At 40.2% G+C, this 21,725-nt stretch carries 13 protein-coding genes; all 13 read right to left on the reverse strand.

The genetic code is table 11. The features are described from left to right. Window positions 1–4: 4 nt before the first annotated feature. Entirely contained in the window at window positions 5–2,428 is a 2,424-nt protein-coding gene (locus D0T85_RS05095) for a glycoside hydrolase family 31 protein (RefSeq protein ID WP_163210897.1), read from the reverse strand. Window positions 2,429–2,921: 493 nt separating this feature from the next. Further along, window positions 2,922–4,676, reverse strand: a complete 1,755-nt coding sequence (locus D0T85_RS05100) for a glycoside hydrolase family 66 protein (protein ID WP_163210899.1) — start codon at window positions 4,674–4,676, stop codon at window positions 2,922–2,924. Window positions 4,677–4,800: 124 nt separating this feature from the next. Beyond that, complete coding sequence (locus tag D0T85_RS05105; RefSeq protein ID WP_163210901.1) at window positions 4,801–6,237, reverse strand: SusF/SusE family outer membrane protein; 1,437 nt, start codon at window positions 6,235–6,237, stop codon at window positions 4,801–4,803. Between the two features lie 19 nt (window positions 6,238–6,256). Then, complete coding sequence (locus tag D0T85_RS05110) at window positions 6,257–7,744, reverse strand: RagB/SusD family nutrient uptake outer membrane protein (RefSeq protein ID WP_163210903.1); 1,488 nt, start codon at window positions 7,742–7,744, stop codon at window positions 6,257–6,259. Between the two features lie 18 nt (window positions 7,745–7,762). After that, a complete protein-coding gene (locus D0T85_RS05115; RefSeq protein ID WP_163210905.1) occupies window positions 7,763–10,789 on the reverse strand; it encodes a TonB-dependent receptor in 3,027 nt (1,008 codons plus the stop codon). Between the two features lie 157 nt (window positions 10,790–10,946). Beyond that, window positions 10,947–12,614, reverse strand: coding sequence for a DUF6377 domain-containing protein (locus tag D0T85_RS05120; RefSeq protein ID WP_163210907.1), 1,668 nt, complete (start codon window positions 12,612–12,614; stop codon window positions 10,947–10,949). Window positions 12,615–12,634: 20 nt separating this feature from the next. Next, window positions 12,635–12,814, reverse strand: coding sequence for a hypothetical protein (locus D0T85_RS05125; RefSeq protein WP_163210909.1), 180 nt, complete (start codon window positions 12,812–12,814; stop codon window positions 12,635–12,637). Then, a complete protein-coding gene (locus tag D0T85_RS05130) occupies window positions 12,787–13,368 on the reverse strand; it encodes a zeta toxin family protein (protein ID WP_163210911.1) in 582 nt (193 codons plus the stop codon). The genes D0T85_RS05125 and D0T85_RS05130 overlap by 28 nt, the downstream gene beginning before the upstream one ends. An 88-nt stretch (window positions 13,369–13,456) precedes the next feature. Next, window positions 13,457–16,123, reverse strand: a complete 2,667-nt coding sequence (locus tag D0T85_RS05135) for a carboxypeptidase-like regulatory domain-containing protein (protein ID WP_163210913.1) — start codon at window positions 16,121–16,123, stop codon at window positions 13,457–13,459. After that, window positions 16,120–16,902 carry a GLPGLI family protein gene (locus D0T85_RS05140; protein ID WP_239060644.1) on the reverse strand — a complete coding sequence of 261 codons (783 nt, stop codon included), beginning with the start codon at window positions 16,900–16,902 and terminating at the stop codon, window positions 16,120–16,122. Before D0T85_RS05140 ends, D0T85_RS05135 begins: the two co-directional genes overlap by 4 nt. Window positions 16,903–16,937: 35 nt before the next feature. Beyond that, window positions 16,938–18,230: an HlyD family secretion protein gene (locus D0T85_RS05145; protein WP_163210917.1), complete on the reverse strand. Its 1,293-nt coding sequence runs from the start codon at window positions 18,228–18,230 to the stop codon at window positions 16,938–16,940. After that, window positions 18,230–20,431, reverse strand: a complete 2,202-nt coding sequence (locus D0T85_RS05150) for a peptidase domain-containing ABC transporter (RefSeq protein ID WP_255495685.1) — start codon at window positions 20,429–20,431, stop codon at window positions 18,230–18,232. Before D0T85_RS05150 ends, D0T85_RS05145 begins: the two co-directional genes overlap by 1 nt. 9 nt (window positions 20,432–20,440) lie before the next feature. Continuing rightward, entirely contained in the window at window positions 20,441–21,715 is a 1,275-nt protein-coding gene (locus D0T85_RS05155; RefSeq protein ID WP_163210919.1) for a TlpA disulfide reductase family protein, read from the reverse strand. Between the last annotated feature and the right edge of the window lie 10 nt (window positions 21,716–21,725).

The following is a 21,725-nucleotide window of genomic DNA, read 5'->3' on the forward strand; positions in this document are numbered from 1 at the left end:
ACATTTATTTAATGGATATATTTATGGTGGTTCTGTTGTCGGGCACCTTTACCTGACATTCCTGTGTGCTTTCATTCCATGACCATTTAGCGCTCTTTCCATCTATGGTAATGGTAGTTGGCTTTTCTTCCAGATGGTATATTAAAATAAGATCTCTTTTATCGGCTTGCCTGAAACCTTTATCATTCGGAGTGATAGTTGTTGAGTAACCACCCGTCAATGTTGTACATGAGAAGCGTGTTTTTGAATATACATCTTTCAGGTAATCAAGGTTTTCGCCATCGTCTTCATACAGTTCGAAGCTTGTGCTTTCGTCCTCGTAATGCGGAAAGATATGTATGTACAACGGATATTCTTTTTTCTCATGGATATACTGCATTACAGGCATCATGGGAATTATTGAACCTTTCTTCACAAAGATGGGTATGGTATTTAATGGCGCACGGTAGGCAACTGTTTGCCCTCCCAAATAAATGGTTTTCTTATCATTAAAATCAATCCATTCGCCATCAGGAAGATATACACGCTTTACCCGTTCGCCTTTTTTCAGTACAGGCGCAACTAACAATTCCTGTCCGAAAATAAATTGGTTATCTATTTTAATTGCTTCCTCATTGTTGGGGTATTCCATAAATAAACCTCTTGTTATCGGCAATCCGGTATCGTGTGCTACACGCGAATAGGTGTACAAGTACGGAAACAATTGGTATTTCAGTTCGATGGCTGCTTTGCTGTTCTTTTCAACTACATCGCCAAACATCCATGGTTCTACGGCATTGTCTCCTTCGTGGTGGGCACGGCTTAAAGGACAAAATACTCCGAATTGCATCCAGCGGGTGTATAATTCGCCCATGGCCGGATAATCGGTAATGTCTCCACAATAGCCGGATATGTCCGTAGTCCAGAAAGGTATTCCACCCAATCCGGCAGATATGCCTACTGCTACCTGATTTTCTAATTGGCCCCAGCCTTCGAGTACATCGTTACCATTGCCACTGTCGTTTGTCCAACCAAAGGTGTAACGTTGCAGTCCGGCATAAGCAGAACGTGTCATTTGGAAGATACGACGATTGGGGTTGTGTTTGTCGAATTGTTCTTTTACCACTTTGTCCCATGTAAGGCCGTACACATTATGTATCTCATCGTGCATACCGATATGGTGTTTCATATTCAGTCGGTCTATGTCTTCTTCGTTGCTCCAGGCAGGTTCGCCCATGTCTGTCCAAAAGCCACTGATTCCGTCGTTAATGGGTTTTTGTTGATAACTCCCCCACCAGTCGGCTGCTTCGGGCAGGGTAAAATCTACCACTCCACAGTTTCCACCCCATGGCCATGGCATATCGTAAGATTTCCCGGTACGGACATCTTTTACAAAATATCCGGCTCTATCGGCTTCTTTCCACTGAGCTTTGTTTGCTTGCGAAACAACAGGATCTTGCGAAACAATCATTTTAAATCCTTGACTTTTTAATGTTTCAAGCATAGTGCGAGGATGGGTATAGTTTTCTTTCCGCCATTCAAAATCCTGCAAGTATTGTGTCCAGCCTATGTCCTGATAAATAATATCACAGGGGATTTGGCGCTTACGGAACTCGGCAGCTACTTCAAGCGCTTGGGTTTCTTTGGTATAAAGTCCACGGCATTGAGCAAATCCTAATGCCCATTTAGGGGGCATGATGGGTTTTCCGGTAAGCGCAATGTACTGCTGCTGTATATCTTTATAGTCTTTACCAAAAATGAAATAGTACACAAAGGCACCGTTGGGTGCTTCGAACGAATAATATTCGTCGGATTCGGTTCCGAACTTGAATTCTGTTTTATAGGTGTTATCCAGAAAAATTCCGTAACGGTAGCTACTCATAAAGAAAGGTATGCTTTTGGCAAGCGGGTCTTCGGTTACGCTATAACATGGGCGGTCGCTGTTCCACATTTTATACGAACGACCACGGCGGTTCAAGGGTCCGGTTTTTTCGCCCAGACCAAAGAATTGCTCATCACTGCGCAACACCTTGTATGCTTTTACTGCTGTAGAATCGGCTACATGGCCGTTACTTTTGAAGTCACTGAAAACAAGCTTTTGCCATTTATCGAATATCTGTAACTGCATGGGATTTTTATTTAATCGGATGCGCAGTTTAGATGTAAATACCTCGTAGCAAGCGGGTTCGTCATTTACACGGATATCCCCAACATCTTCCAGATTCTCGTTGATAACAGCAAACGATGGGTTGCTACGATTAAACTTACCAGCCGGATCGAACCAGACTTTTACCACCGAACTGCTGTTGATGGTAAGAGACAGACTGGAACCATCTGCACAGTTAAATATGATCTCGTTGCCTTTTTGGGTATAGGAGATGCATTGGTTAGCTATCACATTTGCCGAGGTGAGAGCTATAGTTATTAATAAACAAAGTTTCTTTATCATAATTAGTATATGTAGTTATTCATAATTGTATCTTCCCTTAGATACTTTTGTATCTTACTGGTGATACTTTTGTATCTTACCTAAGATACTTTTGTGTCTTGCCTAAGATACTTTTGTACCACCGGCGTGGTACTTTTTTCTCAAGGGCAAAAAAACGTTGGTACTGTAATGGATTGATTTTCAAGCTAAAGGGATTTTCACCACAGACACAGAGGATTAAATTGCGATGCCGCAGGGAATTCCCCGCCCTTGAGGGGCGGGGTGGCCTTTAGGCCGGGGCGGGGAGTGAAAACATACCGCATGGAAATTCGGCTGCGCAATCTTTGCGTCCCCCCTCTCCGCCCTAAAGGGCACCTCTCCCCTCTAGGGAGAGGAATTCCATGCGGCATCGCACTACTTTACTCACTTTACCTCCTCTACCTTCTACCTCACTCTACCTCACTTTACCTCCTCTACCTCACTCCTCACTTTACCTCCTTCCATTCTTGAATAGTTATTCCAGAACAATCATGCCCCAATACTTAAGCGAAGGAAGCATTATTACCACTTCGCCGGCTGTTTGATTGAATTCCAGTTTGCGAGCCACACCCCCATTTACATCAGGCGAAGCAAACCATATATTGGAAACTGTTTTATCTGTTTTTACCTTTATCTCCACATCCTGTACTTCAATTGGTTCGTTCTGTGTTCCGTTGGTATCCCTCCACTCCAAAGAGTTTGCATTTGTAAAATTAATTAAATGTATTACCTCTCTATCTGTAAACTTTTTAGCTACTACTGCTACATTTCCCTGCGAAGCAGGCCAGTTTTGAAAGGCTAACTTTCCATTAGCAGATTGTACATTGGCATTAATAAATTCTCCTCCATCGCGCAACAGATTCTGGTAAGCTACAAGGAAATCATAATAATGCATCAATGCTTTCCGGGTTTCGGTTTTCATCTGTAAGTTGGAATTAGGAAAATATTCGTTTGCCAGATAGTGTTCGCCCAACTCCAGATGAGCACCTCCAAACGAAAAAATCACAGCGTTGGCCAACAGTACACCCGGTGTATTTACAAAGCCTGTATTACCAGACCGTGCATAGTTCATGTAAGCTGCCAAAACAGTTTGCTTGGTGTTTTGGCTGTAATTCTTGTTATCTGTAATAACCTGAGCCAGTTGTTGAAATGTTTTAGATTCATCCCATACTTCGGTGTACAGGAAGTCAACATCGGCACCGGCAATATTTTTTTGCTGTCCGTATTGCGAAACAGCATTCATTACCAGCCGTTTATCCGGATTTGCCTGCTTCATTGCAGCAATGAACGAACCATATACTTCATCCAGTTTAACCGGTTCGCCATTATAATCGTAAAGCGTTCCACGATTGCCTAATTGGTCAATGTGGTATCCATCGAAATTGAATACCTTATACACATCATTGTGTCTGCCTGCCAGGTAGTTTTGCCATTCTGTATTAGCCGGGTTAGTAAGGTAGATGCTACTACGGAAAGGAGCATCGAGGTGATGGTTGTCTTTTTCGGAGTGGTTAGGATCACGGAACAAATACCATTCTTCTCTTACGCCATCGGCCGCGGCATTATTTAAAGCACCGAAAGCCAGATTGTAGAACATGGTTTTCATTCCCCGGTTATGGGCTGCATCAATATATCCTTTTATGGTAGAAAAATAGTTGGTACGACCAATTAAATCGGGCCAGGAAGCCAACGGATTATCTGCTGTTCCTGCTAGCGGACGCTGATGATCGTGCATCCAATCGTAAAACTGGATGCCATTGATATGGTAACGGTTAAGTGTTTCAATGTTCTTTTCAATCTGATTAACGGGAATATCGCCGTAGGAAGACAGGAATCCGTAACGTGGGAACTTTTTCCAGTCGGCCGAAACATCAATAGCAATGGTTTGATGTATGTTTTCTTTTCCGTCAACAACTTCATAGATATCTGCCAGATATCCTTTATAATCATCTGCCGGAGGAGTCCAACTCCATGTAGCCGAAGTAAGGATTTCTTCCGAGATAAGTTTTCCCAAATGCGAATAGCGTACTTTCCAGTTGCCTGATGGTTTTTCTTTTAGTTCGAAGTACACTGTTTCACCAGGCTTGTAACAAGCCTTATCTGTGGTAAGGTTTACGTTTAAATAGGTGTCGCCGTAAATAACGGGGTTGTTATCCGTATCGTAGTAATCTTCACAGCTTCCGGTGATTAATGCCAGACAAAGGAGGATTGGTATATAAATTTTCTTCATTTTAAGAATGCTATTAAGTTTTGTGTCCAAAAAGCTTGTCATCTCGAACGTAGTGAGAGATCTCCCGGGCTACGGTAGCCCACGAGATCCTTCGCTTCGCTCTGGATGACTTAACGGACATCTGTTACTGTTTCTTTATCTTCACTGTTTCTTTCAACTGATTCAGTTCAATGGTATACGTACCCGCTTCACTGATTCGCCATTTATAATCCACTCCGGCTCCGGGATAGTTGTAAATCATTTGCTCTGTTTCACCGGTAGGTGTTTTGTCGGCTTCGCTGGCAATGAACCATGCACCGTTCCAATCGTCTTGTTTATCCAGTGTAAATTTAAGCTCACCGCTGTTCAGGTTTCCGGTCCAGGTAAAGATGTACGGATCACTTCCGGCTTTCATGGGTGTTGCGTTACCAATATCCCAGCCACTAGGGGTAGCATCACCAACCAGATAAATCATGGTGTAAGGAGTAAAAGGAACAATATCTATCTTCTTGTCGCGGGTATCAAGTTTAATTTTATATGCACCGCCGGTAATGTTCCATTTGTAATCCGGATCGCCTGCCCATTTATCAACATCCAGTTTAGTTCCTTCTGTTTGCTGGTCATTGGTAGGACGGAAGAACACGGCATCCCAGCTTCCGGCTACCGTACCTATTTTAAATTCTCCCCCTGCTGATAAGTCATCGTTGTAGTGGAAAACAAACGGGTCAAGCGGATTCACTGTCATGGGTTGGAACGACCATCCGGTAGGATTGCCCACAAACCAAAGTTCTGTAAACTCGGGTCCTTCACCTCTGGTGATGCTGATAGCCATGGAAATCAGGTTCACACGAATAGTATAGGTTCCTCCTTCTGTGATAACAAACTTATCGTCAGGAGCATCGTCCGACTCGCGAAGAACCAACTTGGTATCATTTTCGCCTTTGTTGTACGATGGCATGAATTCTCCCAGCGTAGTAATGAATTTAAATTCTCCGGCAGAGAGCGGCCCTGTCCACGAGAAAGCTTTGGGTGTATTGGTTACAGGTTTCAACTCTGTAGCTTCGCCGGCATTCCATCCGTTGGGGGTGGCATCTCCAATAAGATACAAGTTTTTTGTAATGGGTTTATGTGTTTTTACACCTAGTGTTTGCACCGGAGAAATTTGTTGTTCGATAGCATTTGATGCTACGTTAGCAATCACCCGGTATTGAAAAGTAGCCTCGGCAGCAGCAGTAATGCCAAACTTTTCAATCAGTAAATCATTCAGTTCTTCGTTTTTGTATGACTTCTCGAAGTTGTTACGACCCATTTCTACGGTTATTCCGTTCTCGAAAGTACCGTCCTGCTTATCCAGTTGGAAAGTATAATCAATAGCAAGCCCGGTTCCATAGTTCGTTCCTGATGTCCAGGTAAATTTTACTGCTTCGGCAGAGGGGTTCAATGCATCCAGTTCAATCGTTTCTTTTGAAGCGATCACCTCCAACGGTGCTTCGCCTTTGTTATATTCGGTATTGTTTTCGTCTGTGCACGACCAACCCACAAGCAGAAGTGCTAACAGCGACAATATTTTATATGGTTTCATGAGTTTCATGTTTTAAGTATTAATATCCGGTATTTTGTTTCAGGTTTGGATTTGTATCAATCTCTTTTTGAGGGATAGGGAACAACAGGTGCTTAGACGAAGCATTGATTTTACCAATACTATGCAAAAAGTCGAGTGCATACTGCCCGTTCTCCCAGCGGATCATATCAAACCAACGGTGCCCCTCGAAGGCTAGTTCCATACGGCGTTCCTGTCTGATCTTTTCGCGCATTTCGTCTTGTGTAAGCTCTTCCACATCGTTACGATTGGTCAATCCGGCTCTGCGGCGTACCTGATAGAGTGGTTCTTCGGCATCAGTAGTGCGGTCGAGTTCGTTCAAGGCCTCGGCTTTCATAAGCAATACATCGGCATAACGCAACACGATGATGCTGGCAGAGTTAGTGTTATAATCGGGCGATACCGACAATGGAACCAGGAATTTCCGAACATTGTATCCGGTGTTAGACATGTTTGATTTATAAGTGTTTCCATCAAATGGCGGACAGCCTTCGTACAATATGGTTTTATCTTTACGTAAATCTCCCTCTTCATACTGATTTACAAACTCCTGTGTAGGTTGGTTCCATCCGTAAGCACCTCCTACCCATCCCGAGTTTCGTGGACCCATGTAAGTGCTTAACCAATTGGCCTGATTCTCATCGTCCCAGAAACCGGCTTTGGTAAGTCCGTAATATTGAACTTCGAACAAAGACTCTGCTGTATTCTTATTTCTGTCTTCTCCACCAAAACAATCGCTATAATCCGGGTTAAGGGTATAGCCAAGACTCTCTACCAGGTTACACATTTCAAGGCTTTCGGCATACATACCCAAGGTGAGATAGACTTTGGCCAACATGCCGGCAGCGGCTCCTTTAGAAGCCCGGCCAATATCACTACCTGAATATTCCTCGCGTACAGGAAGCAAATCGATCGCATCTTTCAAATCGGGTATAATTACTTCGTTGTATATTGTTGTTCTATCTGTGCGAACAGGCTTCAGGTTATCTCCCGGCTTGGGTGTAGATGTTGTCATTGGTACATCGCCAAAGAGTTGTACCAAAATAAAATAATAGTGTGCCCGAAGAAATTTAGCTTCGCCGATACAACGACTTTTCAGTTTTTCATCAATATCCATGGAAGGGATATTTTCCAATACAGTATTGCAGTAAAGGATTCCCGGGTTTGGTCCCCTCCAAATGTCAAGAGCCGAGGCATTGTCAGTAGCAGTAACAAAGTTGGCAAGGTCTACCGTTTCAATACCGTCGGTACCACCTCCGGCTCCTACTTCGCTGTTGCCTGCCACTATATCCAGTGTCCAGATACGCATATTGTATAACTTAGGTCGTTGAAGCGGCTGATAGGCTCCATTAACCAAAGCTATGGCCGATTCTTTATCGCTTAGCACTTCCGCACTGGGGTCTTCGTACGGATCTTTATCTAAAAAGTCGGAACAGGAAACAGTGAATGCCGACAGTGCAAGTAAGCTTGCATAGAATATTTTCTTCATGGTTTTGCTTTTTTTGAATTAGAATTTAACATTAACACCAAAGCTAATGGTGCGGGTTAATGGGTAAGTACTCAGGTCTACCCCGCTAGCACCTACTTCCGGATCGAACCCGGAATAGTTAGTGAATGTGTACAGATTTTGACACGACATATAAATTCGTACCATCTGTAAATAAGCTTTCGAAGCCAAAGATTGTGGCAAGGTATATCCCAAAGTCAGGTTTTTAATACGCAGATACGAACCATCTTCTATAAAACGGTTAGAGTGGCGTGCGTTCTTATTGGGGTCACTGTACACAGCCCGTGGCATTGAATTGCTTGTGCCTTCGCCCGTCCAACGATCAAGAATTTTCTTTGTCTGATTCTGGGGTACAGCCATACCTTCTTGCCAGATGCGGTTGGCATTATAAATATCGTTTCCGGCTACTCCCTGCAGGAATATCTGCAAATCGAAGTTTTTGTAATTGAAACTATTGTTCATAGAGAACGACCATTCGGGTGTTGGATTACCGATGTAGGTACGGTCGTTGTCGTTAATGATTCCGTTATTATCCAAATCCATAAACCGGATATCGCCGGGAGCCGTACCGCCGGGCACCTGTATAGAGGCATTATCTACTTCCTGCTGATTTTGGAAAATACCATTGGTTACATAACCGTAGAAAGAGTTTATAGGATTTCCTTCGGCATTTACCCGTACTTTGGTCATGTTAATATCATCACCTGTAAAGAGGGGCACACCATTATTCATGCTGATTACTTTGTTCTTGTTGAAAGAAATATTCAGATCGGTGTTCCATTCCAGTTCGCCTGTCAGGTTTTGCGAGGCGATTGTTAACTCCCAACCCTGATTGCGTACTTTCCCTGCATTTATGCTGGGTACATTGGTATCCGAATATCCGGTAGTAATAGGTACTGCCATGGGCACAAGCATATCGGTAGTATTTTTTATGTATCCATCGAGCGAAACGTTTACACGTTGGTTGAATAACGCAAGGTCGATACCCGCATTCCATTGTTTTACTGTTTCCCACTTTACATCGGGATTAGGCATTACCAGCGGATAGAGGGTTGAGACGGGTGTTCCGTTGAAAACATATTGTCCGGTTCTTAATTTGGTATAGTAAGCATAATTATCAATTCCCCATTGATTGCCTGTTACACCGTATCCGGCCCTTAATTTCACATCGTTCACCCATTTGTTTTCCTGAAAGAAAGCCTCTTCCGACAATCGCCATGCTGCCGCTACGGATGGAAATGTTCCCCATCGGTTGTGTTTCGAGAACCGGGATGAACCGTCGCGACGAACGGTAAGTGTCAACAGGTATTTATCGGCATAGTTATAATTTACCCTGCCCATCATGGATAATAAAGCCCAATCATTTTTGGTTCCTCCAACAGTGGGTTGGTTCAATCCGTTGGAAAGCTGGTTGTTCTTATCGCTTAGGAAACCCTGCACACTGGCGTTCATTTTATTATAAACATTATTCTGCGCACTGGAACCTATCATTACATTCAGATGATGCTTTTCTTTAAAGGTATCCATATAGGTCAACGTATTGTCCCACAGGTAAGTAAAACTCTTGTTCGATTCTTCGTAGCGGTAAGATTCCGGTTGCGGAATGGGTTTCCAGTCGTATTTAGGACTAAAATTGGTACCATCCCAGAATTTAAAGTCTATGCCGCCTAATGTTTTAAACGTAATCTTATCGAACATTTTTATCTCGGCATAAATATTCCCCAGCAGGTTATAGCCTTTGGTATTCTGACTGTTAACGCGGGCATTACCTACCGGATTTTTAATATCACCGTACCAGTAAGCCGGATTACCTGGACCGGTATAACTTCCATCATTGTTATAAACAGCTTGTGTGGGTTGTGCGGCCATAGCATCGCGTATGCTGTAGCTGCCTTGTTTCTTATCGTCATGACTAAGTGTTACATTATTACCAAACTTTAACCACGATTTTACATTCGACTCTCCGTTAAATTGAATGGTATAACGGCGGTAAGAAGTATTCAGTACAATTCCTTCCTGATCCAATACCCCGCCGGATACATAATAGTTACTCTTTTCATTGCCGCCCGAATATGAAACGGAATAATTCTGTATAAGCGATGTACGGAACATCTCGTCGAGCCAATCGGTACCTTTACCCAGCTGGGTAGGATCGGCAAAATCCGGCCTTTGCATCAGGGTTTCGCTACCGTTATAATTGGCAATCATATCGTTATGAAAAGAAGCAAACTGACTTGCATTCAACATTTCGGGCATGCTTGTAGCATCCTGTATTCCCCAGTTGGCAGAAAATGATACGGTTCCATCGCCCGATTTTCCTCTCTTTGTAGTAATCAATACCACACCATTTGCACCACGCGATCCGTAAATAGCGGTGGCAGAAGCATCTTTCAGTACATCAACAGTTTGTACATCGTCCATGTTAAGGGCGTTCAGTGAAAGATCGGTTGGCACACCATCAATAACCAATAAAGGTTCGCTATTATTAATGGTGCTGATACCACGAATGCGGATGGAAACGTTACTTCCCGGTGCTCCCGAATTAATAATCTGTACACCGGATGCTCTTCCCTGCAAAGCTTCGCCTATGTTTGCTACAGGTTTATCCTGCATCTTTTTGGAATCTACAGAGGATACGGCTCCGGTAAGATCTTTCTTACGTACAACCCCGTAACCAACAACCACAACCTCGTCCAGCATTTCGGCATTCTCTTTTAAGGTTATGCGTAAAACAGATTGTCCACGAACGGCAATCTCCTGAGGTATATAACCCATAAAGGATACAACAATAGTTGCATTATCGCCGGCTTCAACCGAGAAGTTACCATCGACATCGGTAATAGTACCTGTACTGGTTCCTTTTACCGAAACGGATGCACCGATGATGCTTTCACCGTTTTCGTCCCAAACACTTCCCGTAAGTTTTCTTTGATTTTGTGCAAATAAGTTACACGACAGGCTCAGGCAGAACAGCAACAACCAGAGGTTATTGAAGCAGACCCTTTTCTCTTTCTGATCTTTTTTCATGGTTTAATTAGATAAGTTAATATCCGCAAAAGTAGAGAGTAGGGATGAGTAACGAAAACTCACATGGATGGAATATAGATGGCAAAAATAGATAAGACGCTCGTTTTGAGCTGGTTAACATTATAGAGGGATGGCAAAAATATAGATGATATACTTCTTAGCTTTTCTTTATCGCCCCTATTTTCATTACCATTAACTCGAATTCTTCGCGGGGTACCGCAGCTTTATTACGCACTCTTGTACGGTAACTGTATATGGTATTGGCAGAATAGTGCAGGAAGTTAGCTATGCGCGAACTGTCGGTTATACCCAACCGGATAAGTGCATATATGCGAAGCTCCACATTCAATAACTCATTAGGCTTTAACTGGAATCTTTCGTTATCTTGTAATAACGAGTTAAATTCGTCTACGAAGTTGGGGTAAAGGTGCAAGAAGATATGGTCGAAGTTTTCATAAAGTTCTTTCAGTTCATTATCAATCATATCCCGCGATTTCAGTATCTTGTAAAGTTCTTCCAGTTTCTTTTCGCGCGCCTTTTTATTGAGGGTGCTCTGGTATTTTTCCAGTTTATTGATGTAAGTGGAACACAAATCAAGGAAATGCCCGATGTAGGCTTCTTTAATCTGGTTGGCTTCGGAAAGCTCGGTATTAACATCTGATAGTGCTTTGTTTACTGTATGGAGCTGGTTTACTGTAGCCTGTAAATCATTATTCAATTCGTTTAGTTTCAGGTTGGTTTGGTAAAGTTCTTTCCGGATGCGTGCTACCCGCTTCATCTGCCGGTAAACATAGATAACAGCCATGATGAGAAACACCGACAACAAACTTACAAGCAGCAGCAATACTTTCAACTTTGTTTTTTGCCTGGTTACATTTTCCTGATAAGCAGAATCAATGATAGGGAATATCTGCGAAACTTCATACGTTCTTAACCGTGCATTGCAATACATGGCATCTTCCATGGATGATTTAATACAATTGTAGGCCTCTTCTACATCTCCGGTTTCGTAAAGGGTAGAAGCCAGCGCATGCATAGATGCGTTTTCTTTAATAACATTTTTAATATCGCAAATGGCGGATTGGGTATAGTATTTCTTTTGGAGGTTGATGTTTCCTTCTTTTTTATAAATATTAGCCAACGCATACGATAACACTGCTTTTTCGTGTGTGTCGGCTTCGGTTTTATCAAGGATTTCCTGCAATATTTGTTTAGCCTCGCTCAATCTGTTTTCATCGTCAAGCTTTTCGGCATATACTATTTTATAATGGTTTGATTGTTTATCGAGGACTTGCAACAGCGAATCGCGATATACTTTACTGTTTTCTTTGTATATATGAGTAAAAGGATTATTGCTGGAATAATGGGTATAAAGCTCTTTGTAGCAATTATAATATTTAATGAGTAAATCATTAGAAAGGGTTTCCGGATTTATAGATTGTAGGATATTCAGAGATTCAATATACATACCCACAATAATTGCCAGAGATACAAAGTCGAGGTTAGACTCTTGTAACCATGCTGTATTATTAAGTTGCTTAGCAATGGTTATGTTTTGTTGCATATAATATATAGCAGAGTCGGATACAAACTTTTTGTATTCGTTGTATAATTGCAGATTAATATCATACCGTTGCTTAGGCGTAATGTTGGGGATTTCGAGCATTTTCCGTATCTCTGCAATTCTGTTTTCTTTCTGTTCCATGTACAGGCCTTTGTTTTGTATTAACTGGCTCAAGGTACGGAAAGAAGAATCCTGAGATGCTTTGGGAAAGAGTTCGCAAAGAAATACTGTTAAAGTAAGAAGTAAAAAAAGTCTTTTCATTCGCTGGGTAGCATATACGGTTATTCTTTAGATTGTGGTTCCAACTTTATATCTCGTGCCCGTATATGTACAATTTTTCCTTTTATGGAATAAATCAGTTCGCCATCTTCACGTTGCTTTTGCTCAATGAGGCGGCGATAGGCAAGGTTTATACCACGTTGTAGTTTATCACCTAATTTTTCTTGTTCCTTGTTATCCATTGTTGCATTGTTTTTAATATCTCTTCATTTAGTATCATTATGCCTTCTTCTTTTTTTGCCACAAGTTCAGTGGGAGTCTGAGAATTATCATAAAGAAACCACGAATCTACCACATCCATATAAAGTTCAAATAGATTATAGATTCCTTTTTCGTACCGTCGTTTTATAACATCCAGTGGTATATTATGTCCCCCGGAAGCTACTCGTTGTGCTACACGTTGAGCTGCCAGTTCGGGCGACTCAAGACGAAAATATACCAATGTTACAGTATATCCCTTTGTCTGTGCCTTGCGTACCAACGACACATACGAACGTGTTGCCAAGGTAGTTTCAATAGCAAAATCTTCGCCCATGCCCAGAAGTTCATCAATACGCAGAAGCATTAACCGTCCGGCTTCTATAGCAACACCCTCAGGATTGAATGGCGAGAGGCCTCGGGCTATTTCATCGGCATTCACAAACTCGCGACAATCCAGTATCTCGGGTAGCACAGTATATGATGCTGTGGTTTTTCCTGCACCATTGGGGCCAGCTATGATATATAAATTAGGCATAAATAAAGCGTTATCTTTGTTCGGCTTAAACAAAGATAACGCTTTATTGCTTTACCAGCAAAATACTGGAATCATTTCGCCAGTTAGCTCACAATTCAAAGCTCATTAAAACCTTTGCTAGTATTTCGTGGGGACGCAACGAATAATGCACAAAGGTTTCGGTAAAATTGCTAAGATAGGTATGTTCTAATGAGTTGTTATTGAATATATTGCGCCCATACAATTGCAACTCTATTTTTTTATAAATATACGAAACAGAGAGATCGGCAAAGTAAGTTATTTGCTTGTTACTCATCGGGTTGTGCGATATTGTATTGTCGCATTTTATTCTCCAATTGCTATTGGGGATAATATTTGCACTTAATTGATGCGAATAACGAGTAGTATTTCGGGTTGAATATCCTGGATAATCAAGTTTTGAATAAATGTTCAACATCCGAGACTCTGTTTGAAAGTTTACATATTTGTTTGGCTGCAATGAAACATCAAGCGAAAGGCTTATGTATTGAATGGCAGACGGAGTAATACTGTTATTCAGCAATTGTTTTTCAGTACGCCGGCTATAGGTTCCTGATAGTGCAGTATAGAGTTTGCACCACGACAGGGTTTTCGATATTCTACTCCCTATACCCCAATGCACATTTCTATGAGGATGATGAACTGTTTCGGTCCACGAAAGAATATCGTTATTGCGATAAACATGCATCACATCACTCCAATCCATATTATGGAAGCCATTTATGCTAATAAATAATCCCGATAAAGGATTTGTGAATCGCAAATGCAATGTATTAGACAACAATGTTTTTATATCTAATTTGGATAGATATGCCGAAGTGCTTCGGTACGATGTAAACAAATAGCCTGCATACAGTTGACGGATATCAGTATGCGAATAAGCGTAAGAAGAAAGTCCCGATATTGTCCAGAATGCATTAATGTCGTATTTGATATTTAAAGAGGGTTGCGGTAGAAATTTGTGGTTGCCAACAGATGCATTTATGGGTATTTTAGTTTCTAACTTGGTCAAGTAAGCAGATAGTGGAAGCCGAAATTGTATCCCCCACCTGTAGTTTTTATAGTTGAAGGTTGGTTCAAAATAGATTTGGGTTTGATTGAAACTCAAATTATTGCGAAACTCATTGCTGGCTGTAGTTTGAATGCCGTTGTTTTCTGTTAATTCAACACCCGAGTTCATTTTTTGATATAAATGAAGCAGTCCTACATTGTACTTCAGATAGAATCCTGCCACTTTGTGTTGAAAATAGGAATAAGTATGTGACTGGAACGAACGCAGCCGGGCAAGCTGATGAAAAGACGTGTATGGTTCGTTTCCATTCAATAGTTCGGCATACAGCCCGGGCGATACAGTCATACTTTGAGGTAAATCAAAGTACGAATTATCCGAGTAAATTGAATACGAATGCTGATACACTTTACGTATAAGCTCAAAACTGTTTCGAAAGTTTTTTCTTTCGGGCCTTATTTGTTGTTTCACCCATTCATTATTTACTTGCAGGTTGTACCATTTCTTTTCTAGCCCAATTGTGCCGCTCAATGTGTTGCGCACATACAGAGAAGTATCATTCAACTGAAACACCAATTCACCTTGAATCTTGTTGTGTTGCATGGCAGAATGCTCTTCTTCATTAACGATTATTGTATTGTCCGGATAAAAATAAGCTGTTGCAGAGTGATTATCAAATGTTGTTTCGTTGTGTAATGCACTAACCTGTGCCCGGATATCAATAGGCTTAGAGGGTTTATACAAATGGTTTAAAGTAAACAGATGTGCGTTGTTAAACAAATACCTTGATTGTTCTATATCGGGCGCTGTTTGATTGGATGAAGCAAAGAAGTCTGATTCTTCGTGCACACTTTTTACTTTAAAAAGATCGGCACCAATCAATGGATTTATTTCCTGAGCAATGTCTTCTCCTGTATTATTGTTTTTATACATAGAAAGGTTTTGCATTTTCTTGCCGAATATCATCCCCAATATTCTGTTATCCCAAAGTAAATCTTTATCTTGTCCATTCCATCCTAGTCCGGCATATACAGTACCAATCAATCTAAATTTTGCATCCTCTGTTAAAACCAGATTCAATGCAGCATTCTCACTGAATGAATTGCCACGTAAAGCAGCAATAGGTTGATGCGATTGCAATACTTGTACTTCTTTAACCATACCTAATGACATGTTTCGGCTTGCCAGCGTATATTTACCTTCAAGCAGGTCCATACCCTCAATGTAGAATTTGTTGATTGGCTTATCTTGAAATTTGATAACCCCACTTTCGGTCACTTCTATTCCAGGTATTTTCTTCAATACATCCTCAATGGTACGATCTTGTGGCATTTTAAATCCACTAACCGAATAGCTTAATGTATCATTGCTTTGTTTAATACGGTTACTTGTTATCTTTACCTCGCGTATTTGAACTGGGGCGTTTTCAAGAAAGATGGTAGTATTGTTTTTAAATCGTTGAACAGGAAGAATCAACGTTCTATAGCCCATAAATGAAAAAGACAGATATGTGGCTTCTTTTCCTATTGGAGATGAAACACCGAAGTTTCCTTTTTCGTTTGTATAGGTATAGCCAATCATTAAGCTATCGGCTCGTAGCAGTGCAACCGACACAACATCCAGCGGTTCCTTAGTTGCTTTGTCGGCCACTGTTCCCTGATAAACCGTTTGTGCAGCAATGAATGGGCTTATTACCAAACACACAAAAAGGAGAAAGGCTTTTATCATTGTTCAATAGGGTTGTACTTACGTCTGACTGGGGTTTCTGGTTTTCCATCATCGCCAATAGCTACAGGTGCAAATTTTCCTCTTTTCTTGGCAAAGGTATGCATGTCTTCAGCTAGTTCTTTTTCTTCCTCCATAAACTTTTCCTTCGTCAGTTTTATATAATTCTTTTTTGGAACCTTAATAATATAAGGTGTTTTCATGTTTTTTATTTCAATACACTTAAACGAGTAAAGGTTGTTGCTATCGTTTGCTTCAATTATCAATCCCGGAAGCCCCCATAGTTTCCATGGTCCATCAGACACCGGAATACTGGTTGTAAACCATGCTATCCATGTTCTTCCCAGATAATCTGCTTTTGCCTTTTGGCACATATATCCTGCTATTTCTTTTTTCTCCATCAATATTTCCCATTCGGGCATCACCATTTTTTCGGTATACTGATAATGGCTGGTTATTAAATTGTCAACATACAGTAGTTCGCCTTTTGTGGGATAATGCTTATAGATAGTGAAAAATTGTGTACTTTTAGGATAGCCCAATCTTTCACGCGCAGTGTATATTTCTTCTAAGGATGCGCCTTTTGCTGATAGACTATCAACAATGGCCTGCCGCCCCCGGTTCCATAAACTATAATATTCGGACGACTGTTTCCCTATTTCAAGTATCATTTCATCTGAATCAATTTTGTCGCTATCGGCATAACGTTTGTAGTTTTCCATGTAGGCGCAACGAATATTTACTTGGGCAAATGTGTTGGTACACAATAGGAGTTGTTTCATGGTGTTTTTAATAACAAAAATAAAAAGAAAAAAAACTAGAAATGCTTTTCCCATAAATACTTTAAAGGGGCAAACAATCGGCTGGTAAAACTACGTTCGTCGGTCATTATTTCTGCTATACCAGTTAATTCTCCATTGAATGTTAGATTTTTATTATATGAAGTTGTTAAGCTTTGAGGTAAAGATATTGTTGCAATATAGTTTTCTTTATCAGCAAGCATAGATACTGATAAAATTGTTCCGGTAAGGTAACCAAATTCCATGTATGGATAACCAGTGAGTTGAATGTTTACACGTTGCCCTGTTTTCACTTTCCCAAAGCCTGATGTTGGTAACATGGCTTTACCTATGATTTTGCCTGCTTGTGCAGCTACAATTGAAAAGATTTTTTCGCCCATTGCAATTTCCTGATTTTCTTGCCACACATGTTGATAAGAGAGAATACCATCGGCTGGAGCTGTAAACAAATAAGTCTGTTCCCAATTATTAATTGTTGCCACAAGTTCATTGAATGCACTATTAAGAGAGGTTAGTAAAGTATTGGCTTCGCGACTATGTTCCATTTTGAGCTCAATTATATTCTGTTCCAAATTAGCTTCCCGAATTCGTGCAGATGACAATGTTAGCATCAACTGTTCGGCAGTATGTTTGTATGAAAGGTAGGAGCGATGAGCATCTTCAAGAGCAGCATCAGATATTACATTTTGTTGATACAATTTCTTTTCACGATTATAAGTTGATTCTGTAATTTTCATCTCCTCTTCACTATAACCAACTTGTTTGTGAAGATGAGCAATATAAACGCGATATTCTTTTATTTCCTTACAAATAGCTTCTTCTTTTTGAGTATATAAATCCAGTTTAAGGAAATCACGATAAGCTGATAATGCTTTCATAAAAGCATTGTATGCAGGTTGTACTGTTCCAAGTGCCATCTTTTCTGGGAAAGATATATTACACACACAACTATCTGTTGAAGTGAAATTCTTAAGTTTTTCCTTCAATATAAACATATCAGTAGTCAAGGCAGGATTTTCCATTGCAGCAATCACTTCTCCGGTTTTTATAGAATGCCTGTCTTGCAGAAAAATTTCTTTAAGCTTTCCGGTTGTACGAGCTACCATCCAAACAGGTGGATGTTCGGTAGTAATAACAATTTCGGCTTGAACAACATCGGGATAGCGAAATAAGCAGCCTCCTATAAAAAGTAATAGAATAATTATAAAGAATACAGTTATCCCCCAACGAACAAGTGTACTGGGAGGCCGAGAGAGTATTTCCTGTACTTCCGAGCTACGCAATTCTATATCTTCCAGATGATCTGCCATTATAATTCCAACTGATTTTTTACCAGATTATAATATATACCTTTTTGTGCCACCAATTTCTCGTGTGTACCAATCTCGGCAATACGCCCGTGTTCTAAAGCCACAATTTGATCGGCACGTTTAACAGTACTCAACCGATGTGCAACAACTACCGAAGTTCTCCCTTTGAAAAAATCTTCCAGATTATTCATTATAATGCGTTCATTGTTAGCATCAAGGGCATTGGTCGCTTCGTCGAAAAAGATGAAAGTCGGATCTTTGTATACTGCACGAGCTATCAAGATGCGTTGCTTTTGCCCTTGACTGAGTCCATGCCCCTCCTGACCTATTTTTGTGTTATAACCCAATGGTAATTCTTTTATAAAAGAATGAATATTGGCAACTTCGGCAGCATGTTTCAATTGATGCTTATCTATCTTACTTACCCCTGGAGCAATATTGCCAGCAATAGTATCGGAAAATATGAAACCGTCCTGCATCACTATACCACAGCGTTTACGCCACTGACGAATGCTGTAATTATTCAAATTTACATTTCCTAACAGTATTTCTCCTTTTTCGGGAGGATAAAATCCTAGCAATAGCTTCACTAATGTTGTTTTACCGCCGCCACTCATACCTACAATAGCAGTTTGCTTGCCAGGAGGAATAATAAGAGTAATATCATCTAGTGTCGGATTTTCGTTCAATGGATCATATCTAAAAGTTAGGTTACGTACAAATATAGGTTTGCCCAATGGAACATCTTGTATTAGTTCCTTAGTTTCATCTTCTTCATTGGCTTTTTCATTTATCTCGCCTAAACGGTTCATGCTGAGGCGTGCGTCCTGAGTGTCGCGTACAAATCCAATCAACTGATCTACCGGACTGTTCAATTGTCCGATAATATATTGTACAGATAACATCATTCCCAATGTCATATCTCCTTTTATAACCAATCCGGCAACAAGAGCTGTTATCAGCAGGTTTTTGCTTTGATTTATTAGTATGGATCCCGAATCCTGATATTGTCTTAATGCTAATCCTTTAATACTGAGTTTGAATAGTTTTGCCTGAATACGTTCCCATTCCCACCGTTTTTGTTGTTCGCAAGCGGCTAGTTTAATTTCTTGCATACCACTTACTAATTGTACTATGTTGCTTTGATTGGCCGACTGCTGCGCAAAACGTTTATGGTCTATCTCGGCACGCTTCTGCATAAAAAGCCATACATAACCAACATATAATATAGTTCCAAATAAGAAGATAAGAAAAATCAGTCCATTATATATAAGAAGCACAGTTCCAAAGACCACAATATTGAAGAAAGAAAAAAGAATGCTTAAGCTTGAGCTAGTGAGAAATGTTTGTATACGTGTATGATCATTAATTCGTTGCAGAATGTCTCCAGTCATTTTCGAATCGAAATATCCCATTGGTAGTTTCATTAACTTTATCAGGAAGTCGGAGATGAGAGCTATGTTTATACGAGCACCAATGTGTAATAAAATCCACCCACGAATAAACTCTACTGTTGCACTGCTAAAAGTTAGCATTAGTTGTGCAGCAAGTACTAGATATACAAAATTGAGGTTTTGGTTACTGATACCAAAGTCTACAACCGATTGTGTAAGGAAGGGGAGTATTAGCTGCAATAGGCTTCCCAGTAGCAAACCTAAAAAAAGTTGAAGGATGAGTTGTTTATAGGGTCGGAGGTAAGAGAAAAGGAATTGAATACTTTTTTTGTTCGTTTTTTCGTCTTCTTTTGCATAGAATTCTGGGGTTGGCTCCAACAATAAGGCTATCCCAGTATCTTCGCCATCTTTTACTGTACCTAACCAATTAGAGCAGAACTCTTTCTTTGTATATTTTATTTTTCCGGATGCAGGGTCGGCCACCCAAACATATTTGTTTTTAGCTGTTGCAGGAGATATTTTATAAACTACAACAAAATGCTCCTGATTCCAATGGATGATACAAGGTAGAGGGACTTCTTCGAGGTTTTTGTAATCTATTTCAACACCAAGTGTTCGAAAGCCTAGCTTTTCGGCAGCTTCGCTGATTCCCAATAAAGAAACACCTTCACGGGTTAAAAAGGATTCTTTACGAATACCTTCCAGTGAATATGATTTACCATAATATGCAGCAATCATACGCAAACAAGTAGGACCACAGTCCATGATGTCGTGTTGGCGGAAAATGGGAAAAGGCCTGTTTTTCAATGCATTTATTTATTTCTTTAACAACTCCTTCAAGAACTCAATCAGCTTCTGTCCTCGCAAATCCTTTGCAATAATATTGCCATTTCTATCCAAGACATAATTAGCTGGAATAGCACCTATTTCTAATCGTTCAATCTCATCAAATAACTCGCCTTTCTCATTGGTTGCAATTAAATGTGTGGGGATTGCATCAAAGTGTTTTTTGATTGCATTTTTCCAATAATCATGATTGGCATCCATAGAAACCGGACATACTATTAAATCATCTTTAAATTCCTCGTGCACACGGGTTAGTATTGGAATCTCCAATAAACAAGGAATACACCAACTAGCCCAAAAATCTACCAAAACATACTTGCCTCGAAAATCAGCTAGCACAACAGTATCACCATCCAATGTGGGAAGAATAAAATTGAATAAAGCATCGCGACCACGGATTTCAGAGAGAACAGGCAAATTAGATTCGTTTACTTTGGGTTTTGTTATCTTTTCTTTCTTCTTTTTGTTTAATTGGGATATCTTAAAGGAAACTTTTTGATTTATCCATTTGAATATACGTTTAGATTCTTCGGAGGCAGGCGCAGATTCATAATCTGGTGAAAGTGCCTTAAGCCCTGAATGTTCTGGAAATCTAGCTTGTGCTGCTTTTATTAGATTATTTACTGAATCATTTCCTAAATGGGTTTTAAGTTCAGGCGTTAATAATGCGCTCCATATATTGTTAGGATTGATAGAATTTTGAATAATATTCATGCGCCATTCAATCAATTCCTGCTGCAATAGCTGCATGCTATCTTCTATATTTACAAACCATGTAGAATCTTTGTCATAATAAGCATATAACTCTCCCTGAAGTCTACGAATATTGCGACGAATACTTTGAGAATGATGCCAATTTAAAGTAGATTCATTTGTAGCTTGTGAGCCTTCAACATCTTTGAATACAATGCCTAGGCCATCTGCTTCTGTTAATTCCAATACAATTTTATCACCTGGAGATGCTACCAATATTAATTGATTGGGACCATATTTATCAAAGAAAATCACAATATCAGATTGTTCTGGTATTTGTCCATAAAGTGATACATCCATTTTATCTTTTCCAATCAACACTGAGTCTTCCATGCAATATTGATTTTCTATTTGATAATACATATACACCATTTGATCTTCTGCACAAAGAGTAGAGTCAACTTGTAATCTTACTTCAAAATTCTTTCCAACAGGAAATTGTATGATTGAATTTAAAACTAAAATAAAAAATATTGGAATAACACTTTTCATAATATAAATT

Source organism: Bacteroides sp. 519, from assembly GCF_010500955.1.
Classification (GTDB): Bacteria; Bacteroidota; Bacteroidia; order Bacteroidales; family Bacteroidaceae; genus Bacteroides.

What these genes read in the sequence shown, in the direction of transcription:
- D0T85_RS05095 (WP_163210897.1), bottom strand. Translation starts at nt 2,428, where the DNA reads ATGATAAAGAAACTTTGTTTATTAATAACTATAGCTCTCACCTCGGCA.
- D0T85_RS05100 (WP_163210899.1), bottom strand. Translation starts at nt 4,676, where the DNA reads ATGAAGAAAATTTATATACCAATCCTCCTTTGTCTGGCATTAATCACC.
- D0T85_RS05105 (WP_163210901.1), bottom strand. Translation starts at nt 6,237, where the DNA reads ATGAAACCATATAAAATATTGTCGCTGTTAGCACTTCTGCTTGTGGGT.
- D0T85_RS05110 (WP_163210903.1), bottom strand. Translation starts at nt 7,744, where the DNA reads ATGAAGAAAATATTCTATGCAAGCTTACTTGCACTGTCGGCATTCACT.
- D0T85_RS05115 (WP_163210905.1), bottom strand. Translation starts at nt 10,789, where the DNA reads ATGAAAAAAGATCAGAAAGAGAAAAGGGTCTGCTTCAATAACCTCTGG.
- D0T85_RS05120 (WP_163210907.1), bottom strand. Translation starts at nt 12,614, where the DNA reads ATGAAAAGACTTTTTTTACTTCTTACTTTAACAGTATTTCTTTGCGAA.
- D0T85_RS05125 (WP_163210909.1), bottom strand. Translation starts at nt 12,814, where the DNA reads ATGGATAACAAGGAACAAGAAAAATTAGGTGATAAACTACAACGTGGT.
- D0T85_RS05130 (WP_163210911.1), bottom strand. Translation starts at nt 13,368, where the DNA reads ATGCCTAATTTATATATCATAGCTGGCCCCAATGGTGCAGGAAAAACC.
- D0T85_RS05135 (WP_163210913.1), bottom strand. Translation starts at nt 16,123, where the DNA reads ATGATAAAAGCCTTTCTCCTTTTTGTGTGTTTGGTAATAAGCCCATTC.
- D0T85_RS05140 (WP_239060644.1), bottom strand. Translation starts at nt 16,902, where the DNA reads ATGAAACAACTCCTATTGTGTACCAACACATTTGCCCAAGTAAATATT.
- D0T85_RS05145 (WP_163210917.1), bottom strand. Translation starts at nt 18,230, where the DNA reads ATGGCAGATCATCTGGAAGATATAGAATTGCGTAGCTCGGAAGTACAG.
- D0T85_RS05155 (WP_163210919.1), bottom strand. Translation starts at nt 21,715, where the DNA reads ATGAAAAGTGTTATTCCAATATTTTTTATTTTAGTTTTAAATTCAATC.